This window comes from Pseudoneobacillus rhizolycopersici (genome assembly GCF_054786815.1).
This window is the reverse complement of sequence record NZ_JBTOOE010000002.1, coordinates 40,932-62,676: the sequence shown is the minus strand read 5'-3', so window position 1 is coordinate 62,676 and position 21,745 is coordinate 40,932. Positions and strand designations below refer to the sequence as shown.

The following is a 21,745-nucleotide window of genomic DNA, read 5'->3' as shown; positions in this document are numbered from 1 at the left end:
TTATGGCAATTGGATTTGTTTGTTTTCAACCGATTCCTTATAAAGAACAATGATATTACCGATAATTTGAACGAGTTCAGCTTTAGTGCCATTAGCAAGTTGTTCGGCAACTTCATCCTTATCTTCGTCACAATTTTGCAGGACGCTCACCTTCAGAAGCTCCCTTGCCTCAAGAGCATCGGCTATTTGCTTCACCATATTTTCGTTCACTCCGCCCTTCCCTACCTGAAATATTGGGTTTAAATGATGAGCCTTAGAACGTAAAAATCGTTTTTGTTTTCCACTTAACATAGTATTCCTCCTAATTGACTTAACACCTTTTGTTGCATTCGGTTGGTATCTGGGAAAACACCTGTCCAATATTGAAAGGCTAATGCCCCTTGATAGACAAACATTTCAATACCGTTTTGAATAATAGCTCCGTTTTGTTTTGCCTCTTTAAGAAACCTTGTTTCAAGAGGATTATAAATGATGTCGCTAACAACAGTCCCTTTTTGAAGTTCATTTAATCGTATAGGGATTGATTCGAAATCGGGTGCCATTCCAACCTGTGTCGTTTGAATAATGATCGAATATTGCCCTAAATCTCGTTCAGCTTGCTCGAGAGTCAAAGCTTGTGAGGATATTTGATAGGGACATGCCTCTATTAAACCCTCAACTTTATTTAAGGTGCGATTACAAATATCTATTTGTGCCACACCTGATTTGGCAAGTGTATAGTAGATTGCCCTTGACGCTCCACCTGCACCAATGACCAAAACTTTTTTCGTTTCAAAATCAGGAGCGATATCTTTTAATCCAGTTTTAAAACCTAAACCATCTGTATTGTAGCCAACTAGATTTCCATTTTGATTAACAACGGTATTAACCGCACCTATTTCGGCAGCTAATGGGTCTACTTCGTCAAGGAAGGGAATGATATTCGTTTTGTGTGGGATGGTCACATTAAAACCGGAAATCCCGATTGCCTTAAGACCTACTATCGCCTCTTGTAACTGTTCTTTTTTTACGAGCAAAGGGTGGTAGTGTGCATCAATGTTGTGAAACACAAATAAATCATTGTGCATCATAGGTGACATTGAATGAGCTATTGGATCCCCTATTACCGCATATAATTTTTTCATTGAAAGCCCCACCCTTAAATAATTGACTTTCGTAGTAAAACTTGAACACCTTTAGGAACATAAGCAGCCACTTTAACCCCTGCTTCGTTCACCGTAATCCAGCCTAGTCCGGAAAACACAATATCCGTCTTATCTTCCTTAATCATAAATTCATGGCGAACAAGCTCCGGGAAGCTATCTAATTGATTAGGGCGTGGTGGAGTAAGCATTTCCCCAACATGCTTCTGATAGAGTTCATCGGCATTTTCTAGCTTAGTCCGATGAATCATTAATTCATTCGAAAGATAAACAACGAACGATTTTCTCCCTCCCGCTATATAATCAAATCTCGCTAGCCCACCAAAAAAGAGAGTCTGAGCCTCATTTAACTGATACACTTTCGGTTTTATCTCTTTCTTCGGGGTAATCACTTTTAAATCCTGTTTATCGACGTAATGAGCCATTTGGTGATGATTAATAATTCCTGGTGTATCGATTAATGACCTTTCATCATCCAAAGGTATTTCTATGATATCCAAAGTTGTACCCGGAAAATGAGAGGTTGTAATCACATCCCCAGTACCTGTTACTTCCTTTATAATTCGATTAATAAACGTTGATTTCCCCACGTTTGTACAGCCAACGACATACACATCTTGACCGTTTCGAAGTTCATCAATTCTAGCAGCGGTTTCCTTAATAAAATGACCTTTTGCTGCGCTAACTAGAAATACATCCAGAGGCTTTAGCCCAAGTTGTTTTGCTTCTTGTTTCATCCAGTTCATTACTTTATTAGGCTTGATTGATTTAGGAAGTAGATCAACCTTGTTTCCAACTAGAATGACATCATTGTTACCAACGAAACGGTGTAAACCTGGAAGCCAACTTCCATTAAAATCAAAAATATCAACAATTTTAACAATTAGTCCTTTCGTTTTGCCAATTTGGTTTAATATTTTTAAGAAATCGTCATCGGTCAAATGAACATCTTGAATTTCATTATAGTGCTTTAAACGGAAACAGCGCTGGCAAATAATTTGTTCTTTTTCTATTGCCGATTGTGGTGCATATCCAATCGCATCCCGATTTTCAGTTTGAATTTTGACACCGCAGCCAAAACATGTATATTGCTCGTTTTCCAATGCTATTCCTCCCAATGAATCATACCTTTTCTACGAAACCAGTTTAAAATTCTTCGTTCAACAAATCGATTAAACTTCGTAAATATTCCGTCAGTCTTCGCCACCGGGACAACAAGGATGGTATGAAACCCTCCTCGATTGCCGCCTAATACATCGGTTAATAACTGGTCACCGATAACCACTGCCTCCTGTTTCTCGATTCCCATTTGTTTTAAGGCACGATAAAATCCTCTGGTTAGGGGCTTTCTTGCTTCAAAGATAAACGGAATATTTAAGGGATCAGAAAAGGCTTTTACGCGGTTTTCGTTATTATTAGAAACAATCGTCACTTTAATATTACTTTGCTTCATTTCCTCAAACCATCTAATTAAATTTGGTGTCGCTTGTGGGCGGTCCCATTCCACAAGTGTATTGTCTAAATCGGTAATAATCCCTTTTATCCCTTTATCCTTTAAATCTTCAGGTTTAATTTCAAAAATACTTTTCACATGCTGGTCAGGTAAAAATTTTTTCAGCAACTTCTCTACACCTCATCTAAGTTAACTAACCTATCTATTTTAACTAATTTTTGTACAGGATACAAAATTTTAACGTAGAGCCAAAAAATGAATAAAAAAAATAAAAACTTTTCGACAAATTTTCCGAGTCTTCTACATTGTGGATAACTTTATACACATAATACACATCAATTTCATTACCTTTATTCCAATTATAAACAATTTAATCACAGGTTATCCACTGTATCCTGTGGATAAAGAGAACGGTTGTTCTTATTGGATAAATTTGATAAATTTAAGTTACAGCAATAGATAACCTATCATTATATGAACATATAGATAAAAGATTACCTGTTTTTTTAAAAAATGGAGGTGGAGCCATATGCGTAAGCTATCAGATGAACTGTTAATTGAATCATATTTTAAAGCAAGAGAATTGAATCTTAGTCAAGAATTTATTACCTTAATTGAATTGGAAATCCATCGTCGTTCCTTATCAAATTTAATCAAAGTTTCATCTTAAAAAATATAAGCCCTGTCACAAGGGCTTTTTTATTTGAGAATCTTGTTTAAATTCACCAATTTTCTCGCCTACCTTAATGGGATAAGGTGTATTTATTATCTCTTCAAGTTTAAATTGATTTTTCGGTAACAAAAGAATGACGGTCGAACCAAACGTGAAATAAGCCATTTCACTCCCCTTTGTTAAGCTTTCGTTTGGGTGAGTTAATTCAATAGAGTTAACAAACATTGCTCCAACCTTTACCATTGCTATTTGTTTACCTTGAGTGACAATCTCGGTAATACTACGGTAGTTTTTCGCTAATGTCCTTCTGCCATATTTTAACCCCGACTTATTGACAGGATACGATTTTGACCCTAACACCCATTGATCCTTTACGGTACCCGTTACCGGCGAATGAATTCGATGATAGTGGCTAGGGCTCAAATAAAAAATCATGTATGTACCTTCTAAATAAGGCTTTGCTTTTTCTTCGCTACCAAGCATTTCTGTGATGGAATATGGTTTTCCTTTAACCTCCATAATGGAGTTTGAATCAATGATACCAATATCCTCGATAACGGCATCCACCGGACTGACGATTGCTACTTGCTCTTCGTGAATTGGTCTGGCCTCTGCTTTTAGTTTACGAATAAAAAAATCATGTAAGGTCGGATATTCATGAAGTGCTTGTTCCATTTCATCGGTATTAATACGATACGTTTTTGCAAAAGAAGCAACGAAGCGTCTGCTCAAATGGGAGCGAGCAAATTTCTTTAACAGGTTCGATGACCATTTTCCATTTGTTAGCTCAATCGCCATCCGATAAAAGAGTTTCAACAATTTTTATACCCCCGCAATACTCATAATCTCCTCGTGTGGAAAATATCATAATAAAAATGCAATCCGTTTTCATGATAAGGAGTGAGGAGTGGACCTATTTGTTCTTTTTAGATGTATTCGATCAAACAATAAAAAAATTAAAAACCCAAACAGCCAATATTTTAACGTTAACCAATCTTTCATTGGGTGGTTTTGCCATTATTTTCTGTATGCATGGAAATTTAAATTTATGTTTATTACTGATCTTTATTGCCGCACTAGCGGACCGATTTGATGGAATGGTCGCTAGAAAACTGCAAATTGAATCCGAATTAGGAAAACAATTAGATTCCATGTGTGATATTATATCATTTGGTATAGGCCCTGCACTATTAATATATCAAGGAATTCTCCATGAATTTGGTGGCCCGGGTTCTTTTCTTACAGTGCTGTATATCGGCTGTGGTGCATTTCGACTAGCAAAATTTAATATTACCGAAAATAATGGCTACTTTTCTGGCCTCCCTATTACCGTTTCCGGTTGTTTATTGACCTTAAGCTATTTGACCATACCCTTCCTACCTCCACCATTTTTCCTCTTTATTATCATTATTCTCTCGTTATTAATGGTTAGTCCTTTTAAGGTTAAAAAGGTTTAATAAAAAAACACATCTCAACGGATCGAGATGTGTTTTTTGTCTATCTTATTTCGTTAATTCTAAAAACTCTTCGACATCTTTCACACAAAGCTTAACGGCTTGCTCCCAGAACTCTCTCTCTGTTAAATCAACATTTAAATGTTTCTTGGCAAGTTCTTCTACAGTCATACAAGCGGTATCCTTTAATAAAGCAATGTACTTCTCTTCATAGCCTTTGCCTTCCTCTAAGGCCTTTGCATATATACCTAAAGAGAATAAGTAACCAAAGGTATAAGGGAAGTTATAGAATGGAACCCCTGTGTTAAAGAAGTGCAACTTAGAAGCCCAGAACAATGGATGATATTGGTCTAATCCATCTCCATAAGCCTCTTTTTGCGCCTGCACCATTAGCTCATTTAATCTTTCAGCGCTGACCATTCCAGATTTTCTTTCTTCGTAAAATCTTGTTTCAAAGAGGAAGCGTGCATGGATATTCATTAATAATGCCACTGAACGCTGAACCTTATCGTCTAATAGTGCAATCTTTTCTTCTTTGGTAGAAGCGTTTTTAACAGATGCATCTGCTAAAATCATTTCCGCAAACGTTGAAGCGGTTTCCGCTACATTCATTGCATAATTACGATTTAATGGATGTAAATCTCTCATCGCATAGGTATGGAAGCCATGTCCTAATTCATGAGCTAGAGTAGAAATATTAGATGGTGTTCCTGAGTACGTCATGAAAATTCGTGATTTACCTGTCTCTGGGAAATAGGTATGGAACCCACCTGGTCTCTTTCCAGGACGATCCTCAGCCTCAATCCAACGTTCTTCAAAAGCCATTTTGGCAAACTTTGTTTTTTCTTCGCCAAACTGAGCAAAATGTTCAAGAATAAATTCAGCACCTTCTTGGTAAGAAAGCTTTGTTTCACTATTGCCAATTGGGGCATCCTGATCATACCAGCTAACTTTCTCGATACCTAAAAGGCTAGCTTTCTTCTGTAAATATTCAACAAGCGGTTGCTTGTAGTCAGAAATGACTTCCCACATCGTATCAAGGGTTTTCCTACTCATTCTGTTGATATCAAGCGGTTCTTTGAGGACATCCTCCCATCCTCGTTTCTTATACACATTTAAGCGGAAGCCTGCCAAATGATTCAGGGTTTTCGCTAAAATGTCCGCTTTTTCGCCCCAAGCCTTTTCCCAATTTTCAAAAACGGTTTGTCTTATTTGACGATCAGAGCTTGAAAACTTATTGGCAGCCTGCCCTACTGATAGGTACTTAACTTCGTCATTTTCTTTAAATGGAATTTGGACGGTTCCAACGATTAAATCATACATTTGTCCCCATGCATGGTAGCCATCGACTCCTAATGCATTGATAAGCGTTTCCTCTTCCTTCGATAATTTTTGTGTCGCCCGTTCACGACGCTCAGAAAGAACAAACCTTAGCTCAGCAATTCGCTCATCCTCTAAGATAGAGGTCCAATCTTCACGAGAGAAGGAAACTAATTTTTCATCAAATATCGTTAAACTAGATTGAAAAGCTGCACTTAATCCAGTCACACTAGATTGAAGTTCTGCCGCTTTTCTGTCAGCCATATTTTGTGCCTGCAGGCAGCTAACAAACGCACCTTCTTGGCGTAAAGCCTTCGTTATTAATTGGAACTCTTCTAATAATTCATGTAAGGTGTTTTTATTTTCTTCAAGAAAAGTGCTGTCCCATGCCTTTACCTTTTCTTCAAATACACTTAATTTTCTTCTTGTTTCTTCAATATGTGCTTGGAACTCGGGGGAACTACTTCCACCTTCAAAAAATACATCTAAATCCCAAACAGCAGAATATGTAGTCGTTGTCATTCTTATCCTCCTTTATGTAGATAACAATATTATTATAATAATATTTTCGGAAAATTTCCATTTCTATATTACGAAATACGAAATAAATTTTTCTCTATAAAAAAGCTTATACTCAAAAAGTATAAGCTCAGACTGTTGACAAAAGGCATTGAGAATACACACTCTCGATGTCTTTTTGTCATTTTTAATTGAAATTTCAGGTGAAATCGTTGATTTCCGCTCCAGGCGCTTGCTTTCCGGGGGGCGTTCGCCGAGCCTCCTCGTCGCTATCGCTCCTGCGGGGTCTCGCCTGAACCGCTAATCCCCCAGGAGTCAAGCGCCTTCCGCTCCAATCAACTTAGTGTACTGCTAATAATGACTCAAAAACCTGCTAATGAGTCCACTTTAAGCGACTTTCCATGTCCAATTCGCTAATTTCTTTAAATTCATAGCTGTATTATCTCGTTAGTTGTGGAGTAGATGTTCTGCCTCTTCCTCAATAGAATTCAGAGATATGACGTTGAATGAGCCTTCTGGAACTAATTTTTCGTTAGTCAACATTTCTAATTGATCACGTTTAATGGATTAGTATTTTATCATCATGGGGTAGGTCACCACATAGTTTTTATCAGGAAACTAGTTGATTGGAGCGAAGGGTGACGACTCCTGCGGGACTAGTGTGCGCCTTGAGACCCCGCAGGGAGCATAGCGACTGAGGAGGCTCAAGGCACACCCCGCGGAAAGCGTTCGCCCTTCGCGGAAATCAACGATTCTTAAGCGTATAAATTTATTTTAATAGAAAAAGACTGTAGCACACTCGAAACTCTCTGAGTTTGTCTACAGTCTGAAGCTTATACTCAAAAAAGTATAAGTTTTTTTTCTTTGATATGTTTATTCACAACAACTAAAACATTGACTGAAATACCACCAACCAAAAAAGATGGCTACTAAAATGATAATGATAATCCAGAATGCAAACCAGGCCCCGCCGCCCGCACAGTATGGGGGTGGATATGAGTATGGGTATGGAGCTGGATATCCATAAAAACTTGGGTAACCATAAGGCATCTATTTTCCCTCCTTCTCCCCTATTAATATAGGATATGACAAGGCTTTCGCCTTGGTTTGGGCTATGCTAAACAAAAAAAAGAGAAGCCTAAGCTTCCCCCTAATGGTTACCGTTTTTTTCGTTTCTCTTTTTCAGCTCGGTAAAATTCATGGAACATTTTCATCAGTGCTCTTTTTTCAATTCTAGATACATAACTCCTTGATATGCCTAGCTCTTTCGCAATTTCTCGCTGTGTTTTTTCTTTTTGCAGATCTAGGCCAAATCGACCGACAATGACTTCTTTTTCTCTTTCATCAAGAACGTCGATATATTCCTTTATTTTTTCCAACTCCATATTAAGTTGAATTGTATCAATTACATCTTCGGATTCTGATTTTAATACATCAATTAAAGAAATTTCATTTCCTTCCTTATCTTGACCGATAGGGTCATGTAGGGAAACATCCTTTTTGGTTTTTTTCAAGGCTCTTAAGTGCATAAGTATTTCATTTTCTATACAGCGGGCCGCATAGGTAGCAAGCTTTGTACCCTTACCTTCCGAATAGGACTCAATCGCTTTGATTAACCCTATTGTCCCAATCGAAATTAAATCCTCAGAATCTTCTCCTGTGTTTTCAAACTTTTTGACAATATGCGCAACAAGCCGTAAATTATGTTCAATTAACTTATTTCTTGCATCTGGGTCACCGTTTGCCATCTTTTTTAATGCCTCGCGCTCATCCGCTGCTGACAATGGCTGAGGAAAAGCATTATTTTTCACAAACGAGACTAGGAAAATTATTTCTTTCACTAAAAAGCCTAGTGCTGTTAAGATGCCGGACATTTTAACACCTCCACTAAAAGGACTTTTGCCTATAACTAATTCCTATGTAAGCCAAGGTAGGATTGTGTCTGTCCTTAACAATATTTTTGCATGGAAAATCTCACCACTATTGGTTTTGTGGTTCGTAAAAAAGAAATAAAAAAAGCATCGACCATCATGGCCAATGCTTTTAAAAACATAATACTAATCAACACTCACTTCTGCTGCAATTACACAACCGATTACACCGGTGATAATTAGTCCAAGAACCATCATAAACATGTTATGCCACCCCTTTTTAAAGGCTCATTTCGTAAATTTTTAAAACAGCCATTTTTAGATTATCATAACATATTTCTTAGAGTTTATCCTATATCAAGAATAAAATATCTGGAAAATAAACAACTAGGTAGTATCTTTCATCACCCATAAGCATTTTTTGGAAATTGATTTCACTAAGATCATTTTTATTACCACCTTTCTTCAATTATTAAATGCTGTATCATTCCAAATTAAAACATTCGTGGAAAATAGGCTAGACGATTCCGATTGTCTTCTTCAATCTTTTTCATCATTTCGTATTGTAAAAATTCCTCATTACTCAACACACGTTTACCGATTGTAATCGTAAAAAACAAAATATTTAGGGTCATTCTTCTCACCACCTTTGAAATTTTTTTAACTAATTACTAATACATCCGAATGACCGTGGCTTGACGGTTTCTGTTTTCTTCTTCAAACTGTTTCAGCATTTCATATTGTTGAACTTCTGAAACGGTCCATTGACGTTTATTAATCTTAATGGTGAAAAACAAAATATTTAATATCATAACAAGTCTCACCTCCTTTAAAAGCTTTATAAAGATTTTTTGCACACAAAAAACCGCAGGAAGATACCCCTGCGGTAAAATTAGGCACAAAAATACCGCTGGGCACAACTCTCCCTGCGGCATAAGTTAGCATAATCGTTCATTAATAGACGTTAAGCAATAACATTCCCATAGGTCGAATGTGTGTCGTTCATATGAAGTTCATTAAGTAATAAAGATAAGTTTTTCATCATTCAACCTCCTCAATAAGAAATTTTTGCTTACCTTGGTAATTATAACCACAAACCTATAAGTTGTAAACCCTTTTTTTGCCTTTTTTAAACAAAAAAAAAATAACGCAGATGGATAGCGCTATTTTTTCATCAAATATTCTTGTCCTTCTTCTGATTCCTCTAATACCTTTCGATATTTTTTTGACAAATAGAAAAACAGGATTGAGAACACTAGGGAGATTATTGAGCCCCCGGCACTAAGTAATTGGCTTGTCGTTGTCAATTCCTCTGCTGGAATAATCATGCCAAAATAAAAGAACACTCCCATTGCTAACAGTATGCTGGCAAATCGGTAGTAATCGGCCATTTTTTCGTATATATTTTTCATTCTTCATCACCCTATGAAATTATTACATTACGAATCTACTTTACCACAGGTGATAAGGGAATGGACTTTGTAAATGTTAGCAGTTTTTATTTATAAAAAAGACCATCTAATTTAGATGGTCTAGTAAAGCATCATTCTCCCAATGCTTGTTGTAGGTCTTCGATTAAATCTTCAACGTCCTCAATTCCAACAGAAATCCGTACCAATCCCTCAGTAATGCCAAGTTCTGCCCGACGTTCTGTCGGAATAGAGGCATGGGTCATTCTCGCTGGTACAGATATCAGACTTTCCACTGCTCCTAGGCTTTCAGCCAAAGTGAAGTATTTTAACTTTGCTAATAGCTTATCGGCTGCTTCGGCGCTGCCGACATCGAAGGATAGCATTCCCCCAAAGCCTTTTGCCTGTTTTTGGGCTATATCATGATTTGGATGTTCCTCCAAGCCAGGATAATAAATCTTTTTCACAGTAGGATGCTCTTGAAGGAATCGAACAATCGCTTTTGTATTTGCTTCCGTTTCTTCCATGCGTACGCCTAGTGTTTTAATTCCACGGATTAATAACCATGAATCCTGTGGCCCCAGAACCCCACCTGTGGAGTTTTGAACAAAGTGCATGTCTTCTCCTAACTTTTCATCATTCACTACCACTAAGCCAGCTACGACATCACTATGTCCGCCAATATATTTTGTCGCACTGTGAAGGACGATATCTGCGCCCTGTGCAATCGGTGTTTGCCAATATGGAGTAGAGAATGTATTATCCACAATCGTTAAAAGATTATGCTGCTTCGCTAATTTTGCTGCTGCTTCGATGTCCGTAATTTTTAATAGAGGGTTAGTCGGTGTCTCAAGGTAGATTGCTTTTGTGTTAGGTTTGATATTAGCTGTGATATTTTCTAAGTTGCTAGTATCTACAAAAGTCGAATCGATACCAAAACGATTTAACACCTTTGTCATGACCCGGAATGTTCCACCATACACATCATCGGTTAAAATGACATGGTCACCGCTATTAAAAAGCATCATCACAGCCGTGATGGCCGCCATTCCAGATCCGAAAGCGAAACCTCTTTTCCCGCCTTCAAGGTCCTTAATGAGCTCTTCAAGTGCATGGCGAGTAGGGTTACCAGTACGAGAGTATTCAAATCCTTTGTGACCACCCACACCCTCTTGTTTATAAGTACTTACTTGGTAAATTGGAACCGATACCGCTCCCGTATGAGGATCACTGCTAATTCCACCGTGAATAAGCTTTGTTTTTTGCCGCATGTTTAAATCCCACCTTCATAAATCTTTTTACTTAAGTATCTTTCACTACCATCTGGAAATATAACCACGATATTAGTACCTGATGGTGCTTCTTTCGCCTCTTGCAATGCCGCAAATAATGCCGCACCAGAAGAACTACCTACTAGCAATCCTTCTTTTAATGCCACTTCTTTCACAAGTTGGAAGGCATCCACGTCGGAAACGGTATGAATCGCATTAAAATAACTTCGATCCATATAATCTGGTAAGAACTCCATACCGATTCCTTCTGTTTTATGCGGACCGGACTCGCCACCGTTCAATATCGATCCTTCTGGTTCAACAATGACGGTTTTAACCTTAGGGTTTTTTTCTTTTAAAAATTTGGCTGTTCCCATAAAAGTGCCGCCAGTACCAGCACCGGCAACAAAGATATCAATTTGGCCATCAAGCTGTTCCCATAATTCTGGGCCTAATGTTTTGTAATACGTTTCAGGATTTGCTGGGTTTCCAAATTGCTGTGGACTATACGAGTTTGGAATCTCCTTTAAAAGCTCTTTCGTTTTGGTAATTGCTCCTGTCATCCCCTCCGATGTTGGAGTATGGATTATTTTTGCCCCTAGAGCCTTCATTAGCTCTTGTTTCTCGATACTAAATTTCTCAGGAACACATAGGATGACTTGATAGCCTGAGTTTAAGGCAGCCAACGCAAGACCAATGCCGGTGTTTCCTGCTGTTGGTTCAATTAGGGTTCCCCCTGTTTGAAGCTTGCCACTTTCTACCGCCTCTTTTAATAGTTCCAAGCCAAGGCGATCTTTGACACTTCCACCTGGATTCATAAATTCCAGCTTTGCATATAGGCGAACTCCTTTTGGGAGAGGGAATTGGTTGATAGCCACTACAGGAGTATGACCAATTAATTGATGAACATTCTGAAAAACCTTCACGTGTGATGTCATTCCTTTATTAACTAATTATTGTTGCTCATGTATCTCCTTGACAATTTTCATAACAAGGTTTGCTGAATTAACGGCTGCCTTTTCTAGATATTGTTCAAACGATACATCTGATTCTTTGCCAGCAATATCCGATAATGAACGGATAATAACAAATGGGATGCCAAATTGATAAGCTACTTGAGCAATGGCCGCTGCTTCCATTTCAACCGCCTGAAGATCATTAAACTTTCCGCGCACAAATTCTACGCGTACTGGATCATGCATAAATGTATCTCCTGTTGCAATGACTCCTTTTACTACTTGAATATCGTTAATTTCATTGGCAGCCTCTTCGGCAATTTGAACAAGCTTCTCATCGGCAGTAAATGCCGCAGGAAGCTGTGGTACCTGACCATATTCGTAACCGAACGCTGTAACATCGACATCATGATGACGAACCTCAGATGAAATAACAACGTCCCCTACGTTCAAATCTGGGTGAAACCCACCGGCTGAACCAGTGTTAATAACGACATCAGGTTGAAATTTTTCTAATAAAATCGTTGACGACATAGCCGCGTTTACTTTGCCGATTCCCGATTTTAGTAAGACAACATTTGCACCATCCATAATTCCGGCTGTAAACTCATATCCAGCAACAGTTGATTGCTGCTTATTATCAATATGATCTCGTAGTAGGGTTACTTCTTCTTCCATTGCTCCAATGATGGCTATTTTCATTACTTCCAATACCTCTTTCATTTACATTTTTTCAGCCTCTAAAATCCAGACAAAATCATTGCATCTATTAAAACGGACTTGAAATCCATGCTTTTCGAGTATGGCTCTTAGAATGGGGATTGTCGTGTAGTATTCCGTTTTAAGATCTGTTGCCAGATTCATAAAGCCCTTTGATGACGCGTCTTCAATTGCTCTTTTATAAGCTTCCTCAGACTCATACATCGTATCCGCAAAGACTATTTTACCACCAGAAGCTAATAACTTACCATATTTCTCTATTGCTTGTTCTTTTTCTAGGTCAGTCAAGTGGTGGAAGGCATAGGTAGAAACGAAAGTATTTATTGTGTTAAGCTCCGGAAAGTCGAGAAAATCACCATCTAAAACTTGAGCGCGCTCTCCTAGCTTTTCACTGGCAAGCTTACGCATTGCCGGTGACGGTTCGATCCCTGTTACCACCAAGCCTTGGCCAAGGAGTTTTGAAGTGAGATTACCTGTACCTACTCCAAATTCAACCACATGACCAAATGAGCGTTTTGTGACTTCATTTAAGATGTGATCGTAATGTAAGAATACCTCTTTATATTCTTCATCACGTCCAAAAACCGTATCATCGTAATAATTTGCCCACTGCTCAAATAAATCCAAAAATTCACGACCCATACTCTCCACTCTCCAATATTATATATATAACAATTCCTATAGATATACTATGAATTAAAATAAAACCTGTTCCCAATTTACCACAAACATAAAAAACAATCAATTAAAAAAAGCCTGATCTTCCACTGAAGATCAGACTTTGCATTTCGTTATCTTTTGTCGTTCACGTGTAGCTCTTCAATTTTGGTAGGTTTCCAACCTTGGCTATCAATCCATTGGATATAAACACGATAGTTGATGGAGTTGTCTTTCGAAGAGACGGTTGCTACGGATTGGTTAGCCCCACCTTGTTTGTCTCTCCCAAGAAACCAGACAGTCATGTTGGAAGGGTCGAGTCCGGTACCGTAGGAAATCGCTGTCAACATTTCTTGCCAATCAACGGAACTATTATCATAAACGGTTACGTGTTCCCCTGTTTGTACAGTACCCACTGGCTGCCAATTTGGATTCGTGATCGTTGATTTCACATTTGAATCGGTTCCACCTTCTTGAACTACATCATTAGTTTCAGGCTCGACGGGTGTCATACTATCAGAGCTAGAATCTTCTCTATCTGTAGTTGATTCAGAGTTCGTTTCCTCACCATCTTCAACTGGCATATTTTCATTAGAGCCTTTATCTACTTGTTTATTACTATCCTCTTCTTTAGCTTTGTCATGATTATTTTTATCAGTTGTTTCCGTATTTTGACCACCTACTGGATTGGAAGCTTTATCGTCACCGCCAAAGAAAATGGAGTAAGAAACGATGACGATTAGAAGCAGAACAATAACAATTAAACTATTTAGAATTAGATTTGTTTTTCTTCGTTTCGCCCTTTGGGTTGATCGAGAAGCGCCATTGAACTCAAACTGTTTATGTTTCACTTTCCTCTCTCCCTTGCTTTCTAACTATTTATCACACGATGGTTTTTATTTTATCATTTTTTTGCTTGAACATGAAGAAATAAGCTAAAAAGGAGATTAAAACCCCTCCTGTTCCTTTTCATATATCGCTTTAACCATATTAGCAAACAAAGGATTTACCCCACCTTTATCTGCAGGAACAGCTAAATTGACAGTTACAAGGGCATAGTGAGGGTTTCTGTAAGGGAAATAGCCGGCAAACCACTTATTATGGAGCTCTTGATTGGTTTCATCGACGACACCGGTTTGTGCCGTTCCTGATTTTCCGGCTACTTCATAAGGCAAGTCAACAAACCATCTACCTGTTCCATTTTCATTCGTAACAACTTCCCGCAGTAGTTTTTGCAGTTTCATTGCTGTATATGGTTCGATTGTTTTCCCTGGTAGACTCTTTTTTTCAAACTCAAGCATGGTCGTTCTATCTTTATATTCAATTTTTGTGGCAACTCGAACCATTTCTTTTTTTCCACCACGGGCAATGGTTGCCATCATGTTGGCAATTGCTAACGGGGTTGATCTCACTTCATGCTGGCCAATACCAGAATAATATACAAAGTTTTTATCCTTTTTCTCCTCATCAGAGGTGAAGACTCGACCTTTCACTTCATCCTTTAATTGCTGAAATGCTTCCAAATGATAGACATCACCAGTCCAGCCAACCTTTTCAGTTAAGCCTAAGCGTGAGGCGTAATCCTCTACTATATTGGGGTCAATATCACGCAGTTCTCTCGCTAATGTTCCAAAGGTATTATTACAACTTCTAGCAAAACTATTGCTAAAGTTTAAATTTCCATATTGATGTTGTAAATCTGGTTTCCCGTTAATCACATTGCAATCAAATAGACGACTCGGATTATCCAAATCATAATCAATCGCAGCAGCAGCAACGACTGTTTTAAAAATCGAGCCGACTATTTGCGGTTCGACCATCATATTATGCATCCCTAAACCATCGTATGGATCTTTATGATTGATATTCGGCCTGGAAACCGAAGCAAGTACAGAATTAGTTTGGATGTCTAATAAAACCAAGCCACCCTTTTTTATCCCAGATTGGTCAACCAACTCCTCTGCCAACTTCTGAAAATCTCGATCAATGGTTGTTTTAATATTGACTGGATAAAATGGATTAGCGGGGTCAACATATTTTACATTGATCCCAAATAATGGCGCTCCATCTCCGTCAACATGATAGACAAGCTTTGATTTGCCTTCCGGTAATAAAAATTCATCGAAACTTTTTTCCATCCCTGAAACGCCGATTAAAGTTTGATTGGACAATTCTTTTTCGGGGTAACGTCTTTTTAATTCAGACGGATTCTCACGAACAATCCCGATTAATTGCTCTGCCGGGTAAGAGGCTAAATTGTATTTTTTCTGAACGGCAAAAACTCCAGGAATTTTCAGTGCATTAATTTTATCCATCTGGTCTTTTGATAAGAGGATTGGTTTTCGTTCCCCAAAAGCAAAGGGTTTCTGATTCCTTTCAATCTCTTGTTTTAATACAGAGCTTGAAACACCCAAGATACTTGCAACTTTTTCAATATCCCATGCCATTTTCTGTAGAAACGGAAATAGTATTAACACTGGAAGCTTTTCCTGGGTTAACAAAGCTCCATTTCGGTCGATAAAAATTCCTCTTCCATGGTCAACAATCATTTCTTGTGATCGTTGATCTACACTTGCCTCTATTAAATTTATATGGTGCTTGGTAAAATCATCTGTTAAAACTAACTGAATCTGTACTAATCTTCCTATTAAAAATGAAATGCCAAATAGCCAAAAACAAAGAGATATAATTGCTCGTTTCTTCCAAATCATTTTTTAACACCTCGTCAAAAGTGTTGACGAAAAATGCAAAATTCAAACTATTTGGATGTGAAAAAAAAGGACTATCCTAAAAAGATAAGTCCCTTTAAAAAATTATTTAATTTCAGTGATTCTTACGACCATATCTCCACCAGGAGTTTGAACGGTCACTTCCTCACCAACTTTTTTGCCCATTAGACTTTTCGCAATTGGAGAATCGTTTGAAATTTTCCCTTCAAACGGATCAGCTTCTGCACTACCTACGATAATATAGGTTTCTTCCTCCCCATCAGGAAGTTCAACAAATGTAACTGAGCTTCCTAAAGTAACCGAATCTGTAACTTCAGAATCATTGATAATTTTAGCATTGCGAATCATATTTTCAATTGTCGTGATTCTGCCTTCCACAAATGCCTGTTCTTCCTTTGCGGAATCATACTCAGAATTCTCGGATAAGTCCCCAAAACTGCGGGCAATTTTAATACGCTCCACAACTTCTTTTCGTTTGACCGATTTTAAATATTCAAGCTCTTGCTCTAATTTTTCTTTCCCTGCTAGGGTCATTGGAAATACTTTTTCTGTCAACAATATTCACTCCTTCTAGTTTTCACAATCCCCCGATAGATTGCGCTTACATTTATATGTAAATAATTCGCGCACAAATTGTGCGCGATGCTCTGTTACAGATGATAAGATTATACTTTCTTTTATATAAAAAGAACAGAGTTTATTGATTATCTATGCTATTGTTTCATAAAAATGACTTTTGTTCAAGAATTGTTTGAATTTTTGTTACCATTAAATCAATTGCCACATGGTTATGTCCGCCTTCCGGGATAATCACATCAGCATATCGCTTGGTAGGTTCAATAAACTGATTATGCATTGGTCTCACCACATCGATATACTGGTTTATAACGGAATCCATCGAACGACCTCTCTCTTGGATATCCCTTTGCAGACGTCTAATGATTCGGAGGTCAGCATCCGTATCAACAAATAATTTTATATCCATTAAATTACGAAGGCGCTCGTCTTCGAGCACTAAAATACCTTCGAGAATGATTACATCTCTAGGCTCTACATGGATAACTTGATCTGATCTTGTATGAAGAGCATAATCATAGACTGGCTTTTCAATCGATTCAAAGTTTAACAATTTACCAATATGCTCGATTAGTAAGTCATTGTCAAAAGCAAGGGGATGGTCATAATTTGTCTTCAATCGTTCTTCAAAAGGAAGATGACTTTGATCTTTATAATAATAATCTTGCTCCAACATCAAAATAGAATGATCTTTAAACGATTCATAAATGGCTTTTGTAACGCTAGTTTTTCCGGAGCCAGATCCACCAGTTACACCGATAACAACAGGTTTGCGTTTCATTCTAATTAAATCTCCTTTCGCATCATGTTGTTAGGGTATACCGGTTGGTCAACCTTAAATTGAACAATTTGTAGTGGGTGACGTGCTGCATCAAGCTCATTCCCATCTTCATCCCAAATCTTTTCAATAACCATCGTAAAATTCTCAATTTCCGGTCCAAAGAATTCCACTTCACTACCAGGCTTAAAATGATTACGTTGCTGAAGTGTTACCATTTGTGTTTCAGGATTATAATCAAGCACTAATCCAACAAAATCAAAGGTTGTCTTTTTGCTATGATTTCCAAACATTTGCTCTTTATACCCAGGAACCCCTTCAAAGAATGCAGTAGCGGTATCACGATTTGCACACTTATCAAGTTCTTCCAGCCACTCTTTTTGAATTTTAAAATTATCCGGATCTGCACAGTAAGCATCAATTACTTTACGATACACACTTACAACTGTTGCAATATAATGAATCGATTTCATCCGTCCTTCAATTTTTAAACTATCAATTCCCAATTCAATCATGCGTGGAATCGATTCAATTAACTTCAGATCTTTCGGGCTCATCGCAAATGGAGCATCGTCATCCTTAAAGAGCGCCTTTTCCTCTTCAGTTGTCAGTTCATATAAATCATAGTCCCAACGACAGGATTGACAGCAGCCGCCACGATTGGAGTCACGGGCAGTCATATGATTACTTAACGTACAACGTCCAGAATAAGCGATACACATCGCCCCATGAATAAAGGTTTCAATTTCAATATCAACCTTCTCTTTCATTAATTGTATTTCTTCAGCAGAAGTTTCCCGCGCCAATACGACTCGCTCTAATCCTTCTTCTTTCCAATATTGGACTGCCTTCCAGTTAGAAAGCGATTGTTGTGTACTTAAATGGATTTCAAGCTTTGGAGCTACTCTTTTACAAGTTTCAATAATGAGTGGATCGGCAACGATGATCCCTGCTACTCCAGCCTCTTGTAAACCTTCTAAATACTCATCTATTCCATCAATATTTTCATTATGAGCAAAAATATTTGTCGTTACATAAATTCGTGCGTTATATTTTTTCGCAAATTCAACGCCTTCCTTCATTTCTTCGAAGGTGAAATTATCAGCATTGGAACGGAGACCATATTCTTGTCCGCCGATAAATACTGCATCAGCTCCGTATTGAACCGCAATCTTAAGCTTTTCTAAATTACCAGCTGGAGCAAGTAATTCAGGCTTTTTCACAATTACACGTTTTCCGTTAACGATTTCTGAAATCGGTTGTTTCGTCATCACCATTGTTTACTTCCTCCTTATATTAATAAACAGTTTCTTTAAAGAAAAATCCTGTGTCCAAAGGACGATTTTCCGGTTGAATCTCTTCAATTTTTGCTAGAAGATCAGCCTTTTTATCCTCGTAAAGGTCTTGATCTTCAAAAAATAAATCAATCGCTTCACGATATAGTCTTGTCACTTCAACGATATATTCCGGAGAATGGAGAATTCCATCAATTTTAAAAGAATCAATTCCTGCTTCTAATAATTCGCCTAGCTCATCGATAATGCAAATATCGTTTGGACTCATGATATGGGTTCCATTTTCATCCTCAAAAATCGGGTATTTATTGGAACGCTCCTTATCATGAAGGAACAAATTTTTTTGTTGCTTGCCTTTTTCAATTTCCATCGTCTTGCCTTGGTATTGGAAGTAATGACCAAGTAAAGAACGCTTTGATTGGAACATCGCAGACATCCCGTGAACTTGGATTTCAATTTCAGCCTCAGCATTTTCTTTTATTTCAATAATAGCATCCATATTGATTTCACGAGCTAATACTGCACGCTTCGCACCGCGTTTTCCCCAATAATTACAGGTAAACCAGTTCGTTGCTGTCGTTTCGGTATTCCAATGCAACGGTAAATCCGGTGCAAATTCCCTCTGTGCCATTAAGACAGCAGGATCACCAAAAATGGCGGCATCAGCCTTTACTTCCTTTAAAAACTGCAAATAATCGCTAAGCTCGTCCACTTTTTCGTTATGAAAAATAGCATTCATAGAGACATAAACTTTTTTACCATGAGCATGAGCTACTTCAATGGCTTCCTTTACTTCCTCACGGCTAAATTCACCTGCAAGTCTTAAGCCATATCGCTGTTCCCCAATGACAAAAGCATCTGCTCCCGCTTCAATTAAAGAACGAAGATTTTCAACATTTATTGGAGTTACTAACAATTCGGGTTTTCCCATCTCTTTCACCTCTTTGTACTAATCGCAATTCCATCACCAACTGGGAGGATTGCCGTTTCAAAATTAGGATGATTCATTAACCAATCATTATAGCCATCAATTTTTTTTACTAAGCTACGAATACGCTTATTTTCAATTTGCTCCTCGGATACTAAACCTTTAAATAAAATGTTATCAGTAATCACAAGCCCGTGTTCACTCAAAAACTTTGAATATAATTCAAAGAACCGATGATATTGGCCTTTAGCCGCATCGATAAAAATAGCATCAAACGGAGCATAGGATTGAATTACTTCTTCTACTTCAAGAGCATCGCCTTTAACAATTATAATATCAGCGGTTTTTCCGGCCCGAGTTATATAGCTTTGAGCTAGGTCAGCCCGCTCTACATCACGTTCAATCGTGATAATTTTCGCATCGGGTAAAACATAAGACATTCTTAGAGCTGAGTAACCAATGGCTGTTCCGACCTCCAGAATGGTCTTGGGTTTGTGAATGCGAAGGATTTGTAAAAGTGTTTCAACTCCGATTAGTTCCATTATCGGCACTTTCTCAATTTTGGCATACCTTTCCATTTCCGCTAATAAATCATTTCTTGGCTTTATTTTTTTTTCAATATATGTTTGCAACTTTTCATCGATCAAGCTGCATCACCTCTAGTTATTTAGACATGAAAAAAAGCGTTCACAGGTGGATATACGAATAACTTCGAACTCACACAGCTGCAGTTAACGCTAACCGAAACATGTATTAAAACACTTGAATTATTTTATCACAAAAAAATTAGGAATGCTAATAATTCTGCATTCCTAATTTTCAAAATTAATTATTAGTAATAAATTGAGCCTTTTTTTGATTATGTTCATTTAAGGTTTTCGAGAATAAAACATCCCCTTCAGATGTGGCTAAAAAGTATAAATAGTCTGTTTCCTGAGGGAATAGTAATGCTTCAATCGACATTGTTCCGGCATTTGCAATCGGGCTAGGCGGTAATCCTGATACTTTGTAGGTATTATATGGAGAATCAATTTCTAAATCCTTATATAATACCCTAGCCTTATGTTTTCCATGTGCATAGAGGACGGTCGGATCTGTTTGCAAAGGCATTCCAATCTTGAGGCGATTGAAAAACACGCTGGCAATTAAATGACGATCAACTTGTTCTGTAGCTTCTTCTTCAATTAGTGATGCCAGTGTCAACAACTTATGTGGAGTATATTTTTGCTCCTCCATTTCGACAGAATATTGACTTAATACTTCTGCCGTTTTTTCTAGCATATCGGAAATGATTTCTTCAATACTGGGATCCTTCTGATGAAAGGAATAAGTTGCTGGGTATAAATAGCCTTCTAACGGATATTTGATGTCTTTTGCTAATATTTCGTCGGTCAACAAATCAGGATATTTCTTCATTAACTCTTTAATAAATTTTGGGTCATTTAAAGTTGCTATGATGTCCTTTTGTTCTCGATCCGTTTTATTGGCAATGATTTCGGCAATTTGTGTAAGTTGTAACCCTTCTGGAAGTGTTATTTTAAAAGCAACTTCTTTATTGACCTTTCCGGTTTTCAGCTTTTCAATAATCGTTGGAATTTCCATAGATGGACTAAGTTGATATTCACCTGCCATAAAACCGGATTCGTTTTTAAATTTGACATAATATTTAAAAACCTTTGCATTTTTAATAATCCCATTATTTTCAAGTATTTGAGATATACCTGTTACCGATGAACCAATTGGAATATCAATATTCTTTTGAGATGTACTTTCTGGATTAACTGGTTTTAAAGCCGAAGATATATATAAATACCCACCAACTAAAACACTTCCTACAATCAAAAATATGATTGTCGTAATGATAAAAACGATTTTCCGAGCAATTTTTGCTTCCTTGTGATGCTCGAGTAATTTTTCACGAGCATTTTCTTTTTTATCTTTTTTGTTGTCCATGGCATTTCTTCCCCCTACATAAACAGGGATAAATTGTCATT

At 37.6% G+C, this 21,745-nt stretch carries 24 protein-coding genes; 2 read left to right on the top strand and 22 right to left on the bottom strand.

What is annotated here, in order from left to right; genetic code table 11:
- From yhbY to ACX9YW_RS02855, 4 genes are read right to left on the bottom strand one after another with little or no spacing between them, the layout of a single operon-like run.
- Entirely contained in the window at nucleotides 1-291 is a 291-nt protein-coding gene (gene yhbY, locus ACX9YW_RS02870) for a ribosome assembly RNA-binding protein YhbY (protein WP_460341474.1), read from the bottom strand.
- Nucleotides 285-1,124 carry a shikimate dehydrogenase gene (aroE, locus tag ACX9YW_RS02865; RefSeq protein ID WP_460341471.1) on the bottom strand — a complete coding sequence of 280 codons (840 nt, stop codon included), beginning with the start codon at nucleotides 1,122-1,124 and terminating at the stop codon, nucleotides 285-287. The genes yhbY and aroE overlap by 7 nt, the downstream gene beginning before the upstream one ends.
- 14 nt (nucleotides 1,125-1,138) lie before the next feature.
- Nucleotides 1,139-2,245 carry a ribosome biogenesis GTPase YqeH gene (gene yqeH, locus ACX9YW_RS02860; RefSeq protein WP_460341468.1) on the bottom strand — a complete coding sequence of 369 codons (1,107 nt, stop codon included), beginning with the start codon at nucleotides 2,243-2,245 and terminating at the stop codon, nucleotides 1,139-1,141.
- Between the two features lie 2 nt (nucleotides 2,246-2,247).
- Entirely contained in the window at nucleotides 2,248-2,763 is a 516-nt protein-coding gene (locus ACX9YW_RS02855) for a YqeG family HAD IIIA-type phosphatase (RefSeq protein WP_460341466.1), read from the bottom strand.
- Between the two features lie 361 nt (nucleotides 2,764-3,124).
- Here ACX9YW_RS02855 and ACX9YW_RS02850 point away from each other — a divergent pair, with 361 nt between their 5' ends.
- On the top strand, nucleotides 3,125-3,265 hold the full coding sequence (locus tag ACX9YW_RS02850; RefSeq protein ID WP_460341463.1) for a sporulation histidine kinase inhibitor Sda: 141 nt from the start codon (nucleotides 3,125-3,127) through the stop codon (nucleotides 3,263-3,265).
- Between the two features lie 15 nt (nucleotides 3,266-3,280).
- Here the strand turns inward: ACX9YW_RS02850 and ACX9YW_RS02845 are convergent, their stop codons facing one another.
- Nucleotides 3,281-4,087, bottom strand: a complete 807-nt coding sequence (locus ACX9YW_RS02845; protein WP_460341461.1) for a phosphatidylserine decarboxylase — start codon at nucleotides 4,085-4,087, stop codon at nucleotides 3,281-3,283.
- Nucleotides 4,088-4,185: 98 nt separating this feature from the next.
- Here ACX9YW_RS02845 and pssA point away from each other — a divergent pair, with 98 nt between their 5' ends.
- Nucleotides 4,186-4,725 (top strand): CDP-diacylglycerol--serine O-phosphatidyltransferase, encoded by a 540-nt coding sequence (gene pssA / locus ACX9YW_RS02840; protein WP_460341459.1) that lies wholly within the window; start codon nucleotides 4,186-4,188, stop codon nucleotides 4,723-4,725.
- Nucleotides 4,726-4,770: 45 nt separating this feature from the next.
- On the opposite strand, the gene ACX9YW_RS02835 is transcribed toward pssA, so the two are convergent.
- The 17 genes from ACX9YW_RS02835 to mltG form a co-directional block, all read right to left on the bottom strand.
- Nucleotides 4,771-6,564: a M3 family oligoendopeptidase gene (locus tag ACX9YW_RS02835; protein WP_460341457.1), complete on the bottom strand. Its 1,794-nt coding sequence runs from the start codon at nucleotides 6,562-6,564 to the stop codon at nucleotides 4,771-4,773.
- A 1,154-nt stretch (nucleotides 6,565-7,718) separates the two neighbouring features.
- On the bottom strand, nucleotides 7,719-8,435 hold the full coding sequence (gene sigK, locus ACX9YW_RS02830; RefSeq protein WP_460341455.1) for an RNA polymerase sporulation sigma factor SigK: 717 nt from the start codon (nucleotides 8,433-8,435) through the stop codon (nucleotides 7,719-7,721).
- Between the two features lie 491 nt (nucleotides 8,436-8,926).
- Complete coding sequence (locus tag ACX9YW_RS02825; protein WP_460341452.1) at nucleotides 8,927-9,067, bottom strand: YrzI family small protein; 141 nt, start codon at nucleotides 9,065-9,067, stop codon at nucleotides 8,927-8,929.
- 36 nt (nucleotides 9,068-9,103) lie between these two features.
- Nucleotides 9,104-9,244 carry a YrzI family small protein gene (locus tag ACX9YW_RS02820; RefSeq protein WP_460341449.1) on the bottom strand — a complete coding sequence of 47 codons (141 nt, stop codon included), beginning with the start codon at nucleotides 9,242-9,244 and terminating at the stop codon, nucleotides 9,104-9,106.
- A gap of 351 nt (nucleotides 9,245-9,595) precedes the next feature.
- Nucleotides 9,596-9,844 (bottom strand): YrhC family protein, encoded by a 249-nt coding sequence (locus ACX9YW_RS02815; protein WP_460341446.1) that lies wholly within the window; start codon nucleotides 9,842-9,844, stop codon nucleotides 9,596-9,598.
- A 131-nt stretch (nucleotides 9,845-9,975) separates the two neighbouring features.
- Nucleotides 9,976-11,112, bottom strand: coding sequence for a bifunctional cystathionine gamma-lyase/homocysteine desulfhydrase (locus ACX9YW_RS02810; RefSeq protein WP_460341443.1), 1,137 nt, complete (start codon nucleotides 11,110-11,112; stop codon nucleotides 9,976-9,978).
- A gap of 2 nt (nucleotides 11,113-11,114) precedes the next feature.
- Nucleotides 11,115-12,038, bottom strand: a complete 924-nt coding sequence (locus tag ACX9YW_RS02805) for a PLP-dependent cysteine synthase family protein (RefSeq protein ID WP_460341441.1) — start codon at nucleotides 12,036-12,038, stop codon at nucleotides 11,115-11,117.
- 27 nt (nucleotides 12,039-12,065) lie between these two features.
- Nucleotides 12,066-12,770: a 5'-methylthioadenosine/S-adenosylhomocysteine nucleosidase gene (gene mtnN, locus ACX9YW_RS02800; protein WP_460342309.1), complete on the bottom strand. Its 705-nt coding sequence runs from the start codon at nucleotides 12,768-12,770 to the stop codon at nucleotides 12,066-12,068.
- Between the two features lie 21 nt (nucleotides 12,771-12,791).
- Nucleotides 12,792-13,430, bottom strand: coding sequence for a class I SAM-dependent DNA methyltransferase (locus tag ACX9YW_RS02795; RefSeq protein WP_460341438.1), 639 nt, complete (start codon nucleotides 13,428-13,430; stop codon nucleotides 12,792-12,794).
- A 149-nt stretch (nucleotides 13,431-13,579) separates the two neighbouring features.
- Nucleotides 13,580-14,296, bottom strand: a complete 717-nt coding sequence (locus tag ACX9YW_RS02790; RefSeq protein ID WP_460341435.1) for a YrrS family protein — start codon at nucleotides 14,294-14,296, stop codon at nucleotides 13,580-13,582.
- 96 nt (nucleotides 14,297-14,392) lie between these two features.
- Nucleotides 14,393-16,153: a peptidoglycan D,D-transpeptidase FtsI family protein gene (locus tag ACX9YW_RS02785; protein ID WP_460342306.1), complete on the bottom strand. Its 1,761-nt coding sequence runs from the start codon at nucleotides 16,151-16,153 to the stop codon at nucleotides 14,393-14,395.
- 105 nt (nucleotides 16,154-16,258) lie between these two features.
- Entirely contained in the window at nucleotides 16,259-16,732 is a 474-nt protein-coding gene (gene greA, locus ACX9YW_RS02780; RefSeq protein WP_460341432.1) for a transcription elongation factor GreA, read from the bottom strand.
- A gap of 163 nt (nucleotides 16,733-16,895) precedes the next feature.
- Nucleotides 16,896-17,531: a uridine kinase gene (gene udk, locus ACX9YW_RS02775; RefSeq protein WP_460341429.1), complete on the bottom strand. Its 636-nt coding sequence runs from the start codon at nucleotides 17,529-17,531 to the stop codon at nucleotides 16,896-16,898.
- Between the two features lie 5 nt (nucleotides 17,532-17,536).
- Complete coding sequence (locus tag ACX9YW_RS02770; RefSeq protein WP_460341426.1) at nucleotides 17,537-18,805, bottom strand: peptidase U32 family protein; 1,269 nt, start codon at nucleotides 18,803-18,805, stop codon at nucleotides 17,537-17,539.
- 19 nt (nucleotides 18,806-18,824) lie between these two features.
- Nucleotides 18,825-19,754: a peptidase U32 family protein gene (locus ACX9YW_RS02765; protein WP_460341423.1), complete on the bottom strand. Its 930-nt coding sequence runs from the start codon at nucleotides 19,752-19,754 to the stop codon at nucleotides 18,825-18,827.
- A 5-nt stretch (nucleotides 19,755-19,759) separates the two neighbouring features.
- Nucleotides 19,760-20,398, bottom strand: coding sequence for an O-methyltransferase (locus tag ACX9YW_RS02760; RefSeq protein WP_460341420.1), 639 nt, complete (start codon nucleotides 20,396-20,398; stop codon nucleotides 19,760-19,762).
- A 178-nt stretch (nucleotides 20,399-20,576) separates the two neighbouring features.
- Entirely contained in the window at nucleotides 20,577-21,704 is a 1,128-nt protein-coding gene (mltG, locus tag ACX9YW_RS02755; RefSeq protein WP_460341417.1) for an endolytic transglycosylase MltG, read from the bottom strand.
- Nucleotides 21,705-21,745: the final 41 nt, after the last annotated feature.

What these genes read in the sequence shown, in the direction of transcription:
- yhbY (WP_460341474.1), bottom strand. Translation starts at nt 291, where the DNA reads ATGTTAAGTGGAAAACAAAAACGATTTTTACGTTCTAAGGCTCATCAT.
- aroE (WP_460341471.1), bottom strand. Translation starts at nt 1,124, where the DNA reads ATGAAAAAATTATATGCGGTAATAGGGGATCCAATAGCTCATTCAATG.
- mtnN (WP_460342309.1), bottom strand. Translation starts at nt 12,770, where the DNA reads ATGAAAATAGCCATCATTGGAGCAATGGAAGAAGAAGTAACCCTACTA.
- ACX9YW_RS02820 (WP_460341449.1), bottom strand. Translation starts at nt 9,244, where the DNA reads ATGATATTAAATATTTTGTTTTTCACCATTAAGATTAATAAACGTCAA.
- ACX9YW_RS02825 (WP_460341452.1), bottom strand. Translation starts at nt 9,067, where the DNA reads ATGACCCTAAATATTTTGTTTTTTACGATTACAATCGGTAAACGTGTG.
- ACX9YW_RS02815 (WP_460341446.1), bottom strand. Translation starts at nt 9,844, where the DNA reads ATGAAAAATATATACGAAAAAATGGCCGATTACTACCGATTTGCCAGC.
- ACX9YW_RS02835 (WP_460341457.1), bottom strand. Translation starts at nt 6,564, where the DNA reads ATGACAACGACTACATATTCTGCTGTTTGGGATTTAGATGTATTTTTT.
- ACX9YW_RS02765 (WP_460341423.1), bottom strand. Translation starts at nt 19,754, where the DNA reads ATGGGAAAACCCGAATTGTTAGTAACTCCAATAAATGTTGAAAATCTT.
- ACX9YW_RS02795 (WP_460341438.1), bottom strand. Translation starts at nt 13,430, where the DNA reads ATGGGTCGTGAATTTTTGGATTTATTTGAGCAGTGGGCAAATTATTAC.
- ACX9YW_RS02810 (WP_460341443.1), bottom strand. Translation starts at nt 11,112, where the DNA reads ATGCGGCAAAAAACAAAGCTTATTCACGGTGGAATTAGCAGTGATCCT.
- udk (WP_460341429.1), bottom strand. Translation starts at nt 17,531, where the DNA reads ATGAAACGCAAACCTGTTGTTATCGGTGTAACTGGTGGATCTGGCTCC.
- ACX9YW_RS02770 (WP_460341426.1), bottom strand. Translation starts at nt 18,805, where the DNA reads ATGGTGATGACGAAACAACCGATTTCAGAAATCGTTAACGGAAAACGT.
- sigK (WP_460341455.1), bottom strand. Translation starts at nt 8,435, where the DNA reads ATGTCCGGCATCTTAACAGCACTAGGCTTTTTAGTGAAAGAAATAATT.
- ACX9YW_RS02850 (WP_460341463.1), top strand. Translation starts at nt 3,125, where the DNA reads ATGCGTAAGCTATCAGATGAACTGTTAATTGAATCATATTTTAAAGCA.
- mltG (WP_460341417.1), bottom strand. Translation starts at nt 21,704, where the DNA reads ATGGACAACAAAAAAGATAAAAAAGAAAATGCTCGTGAAAAATTACTC.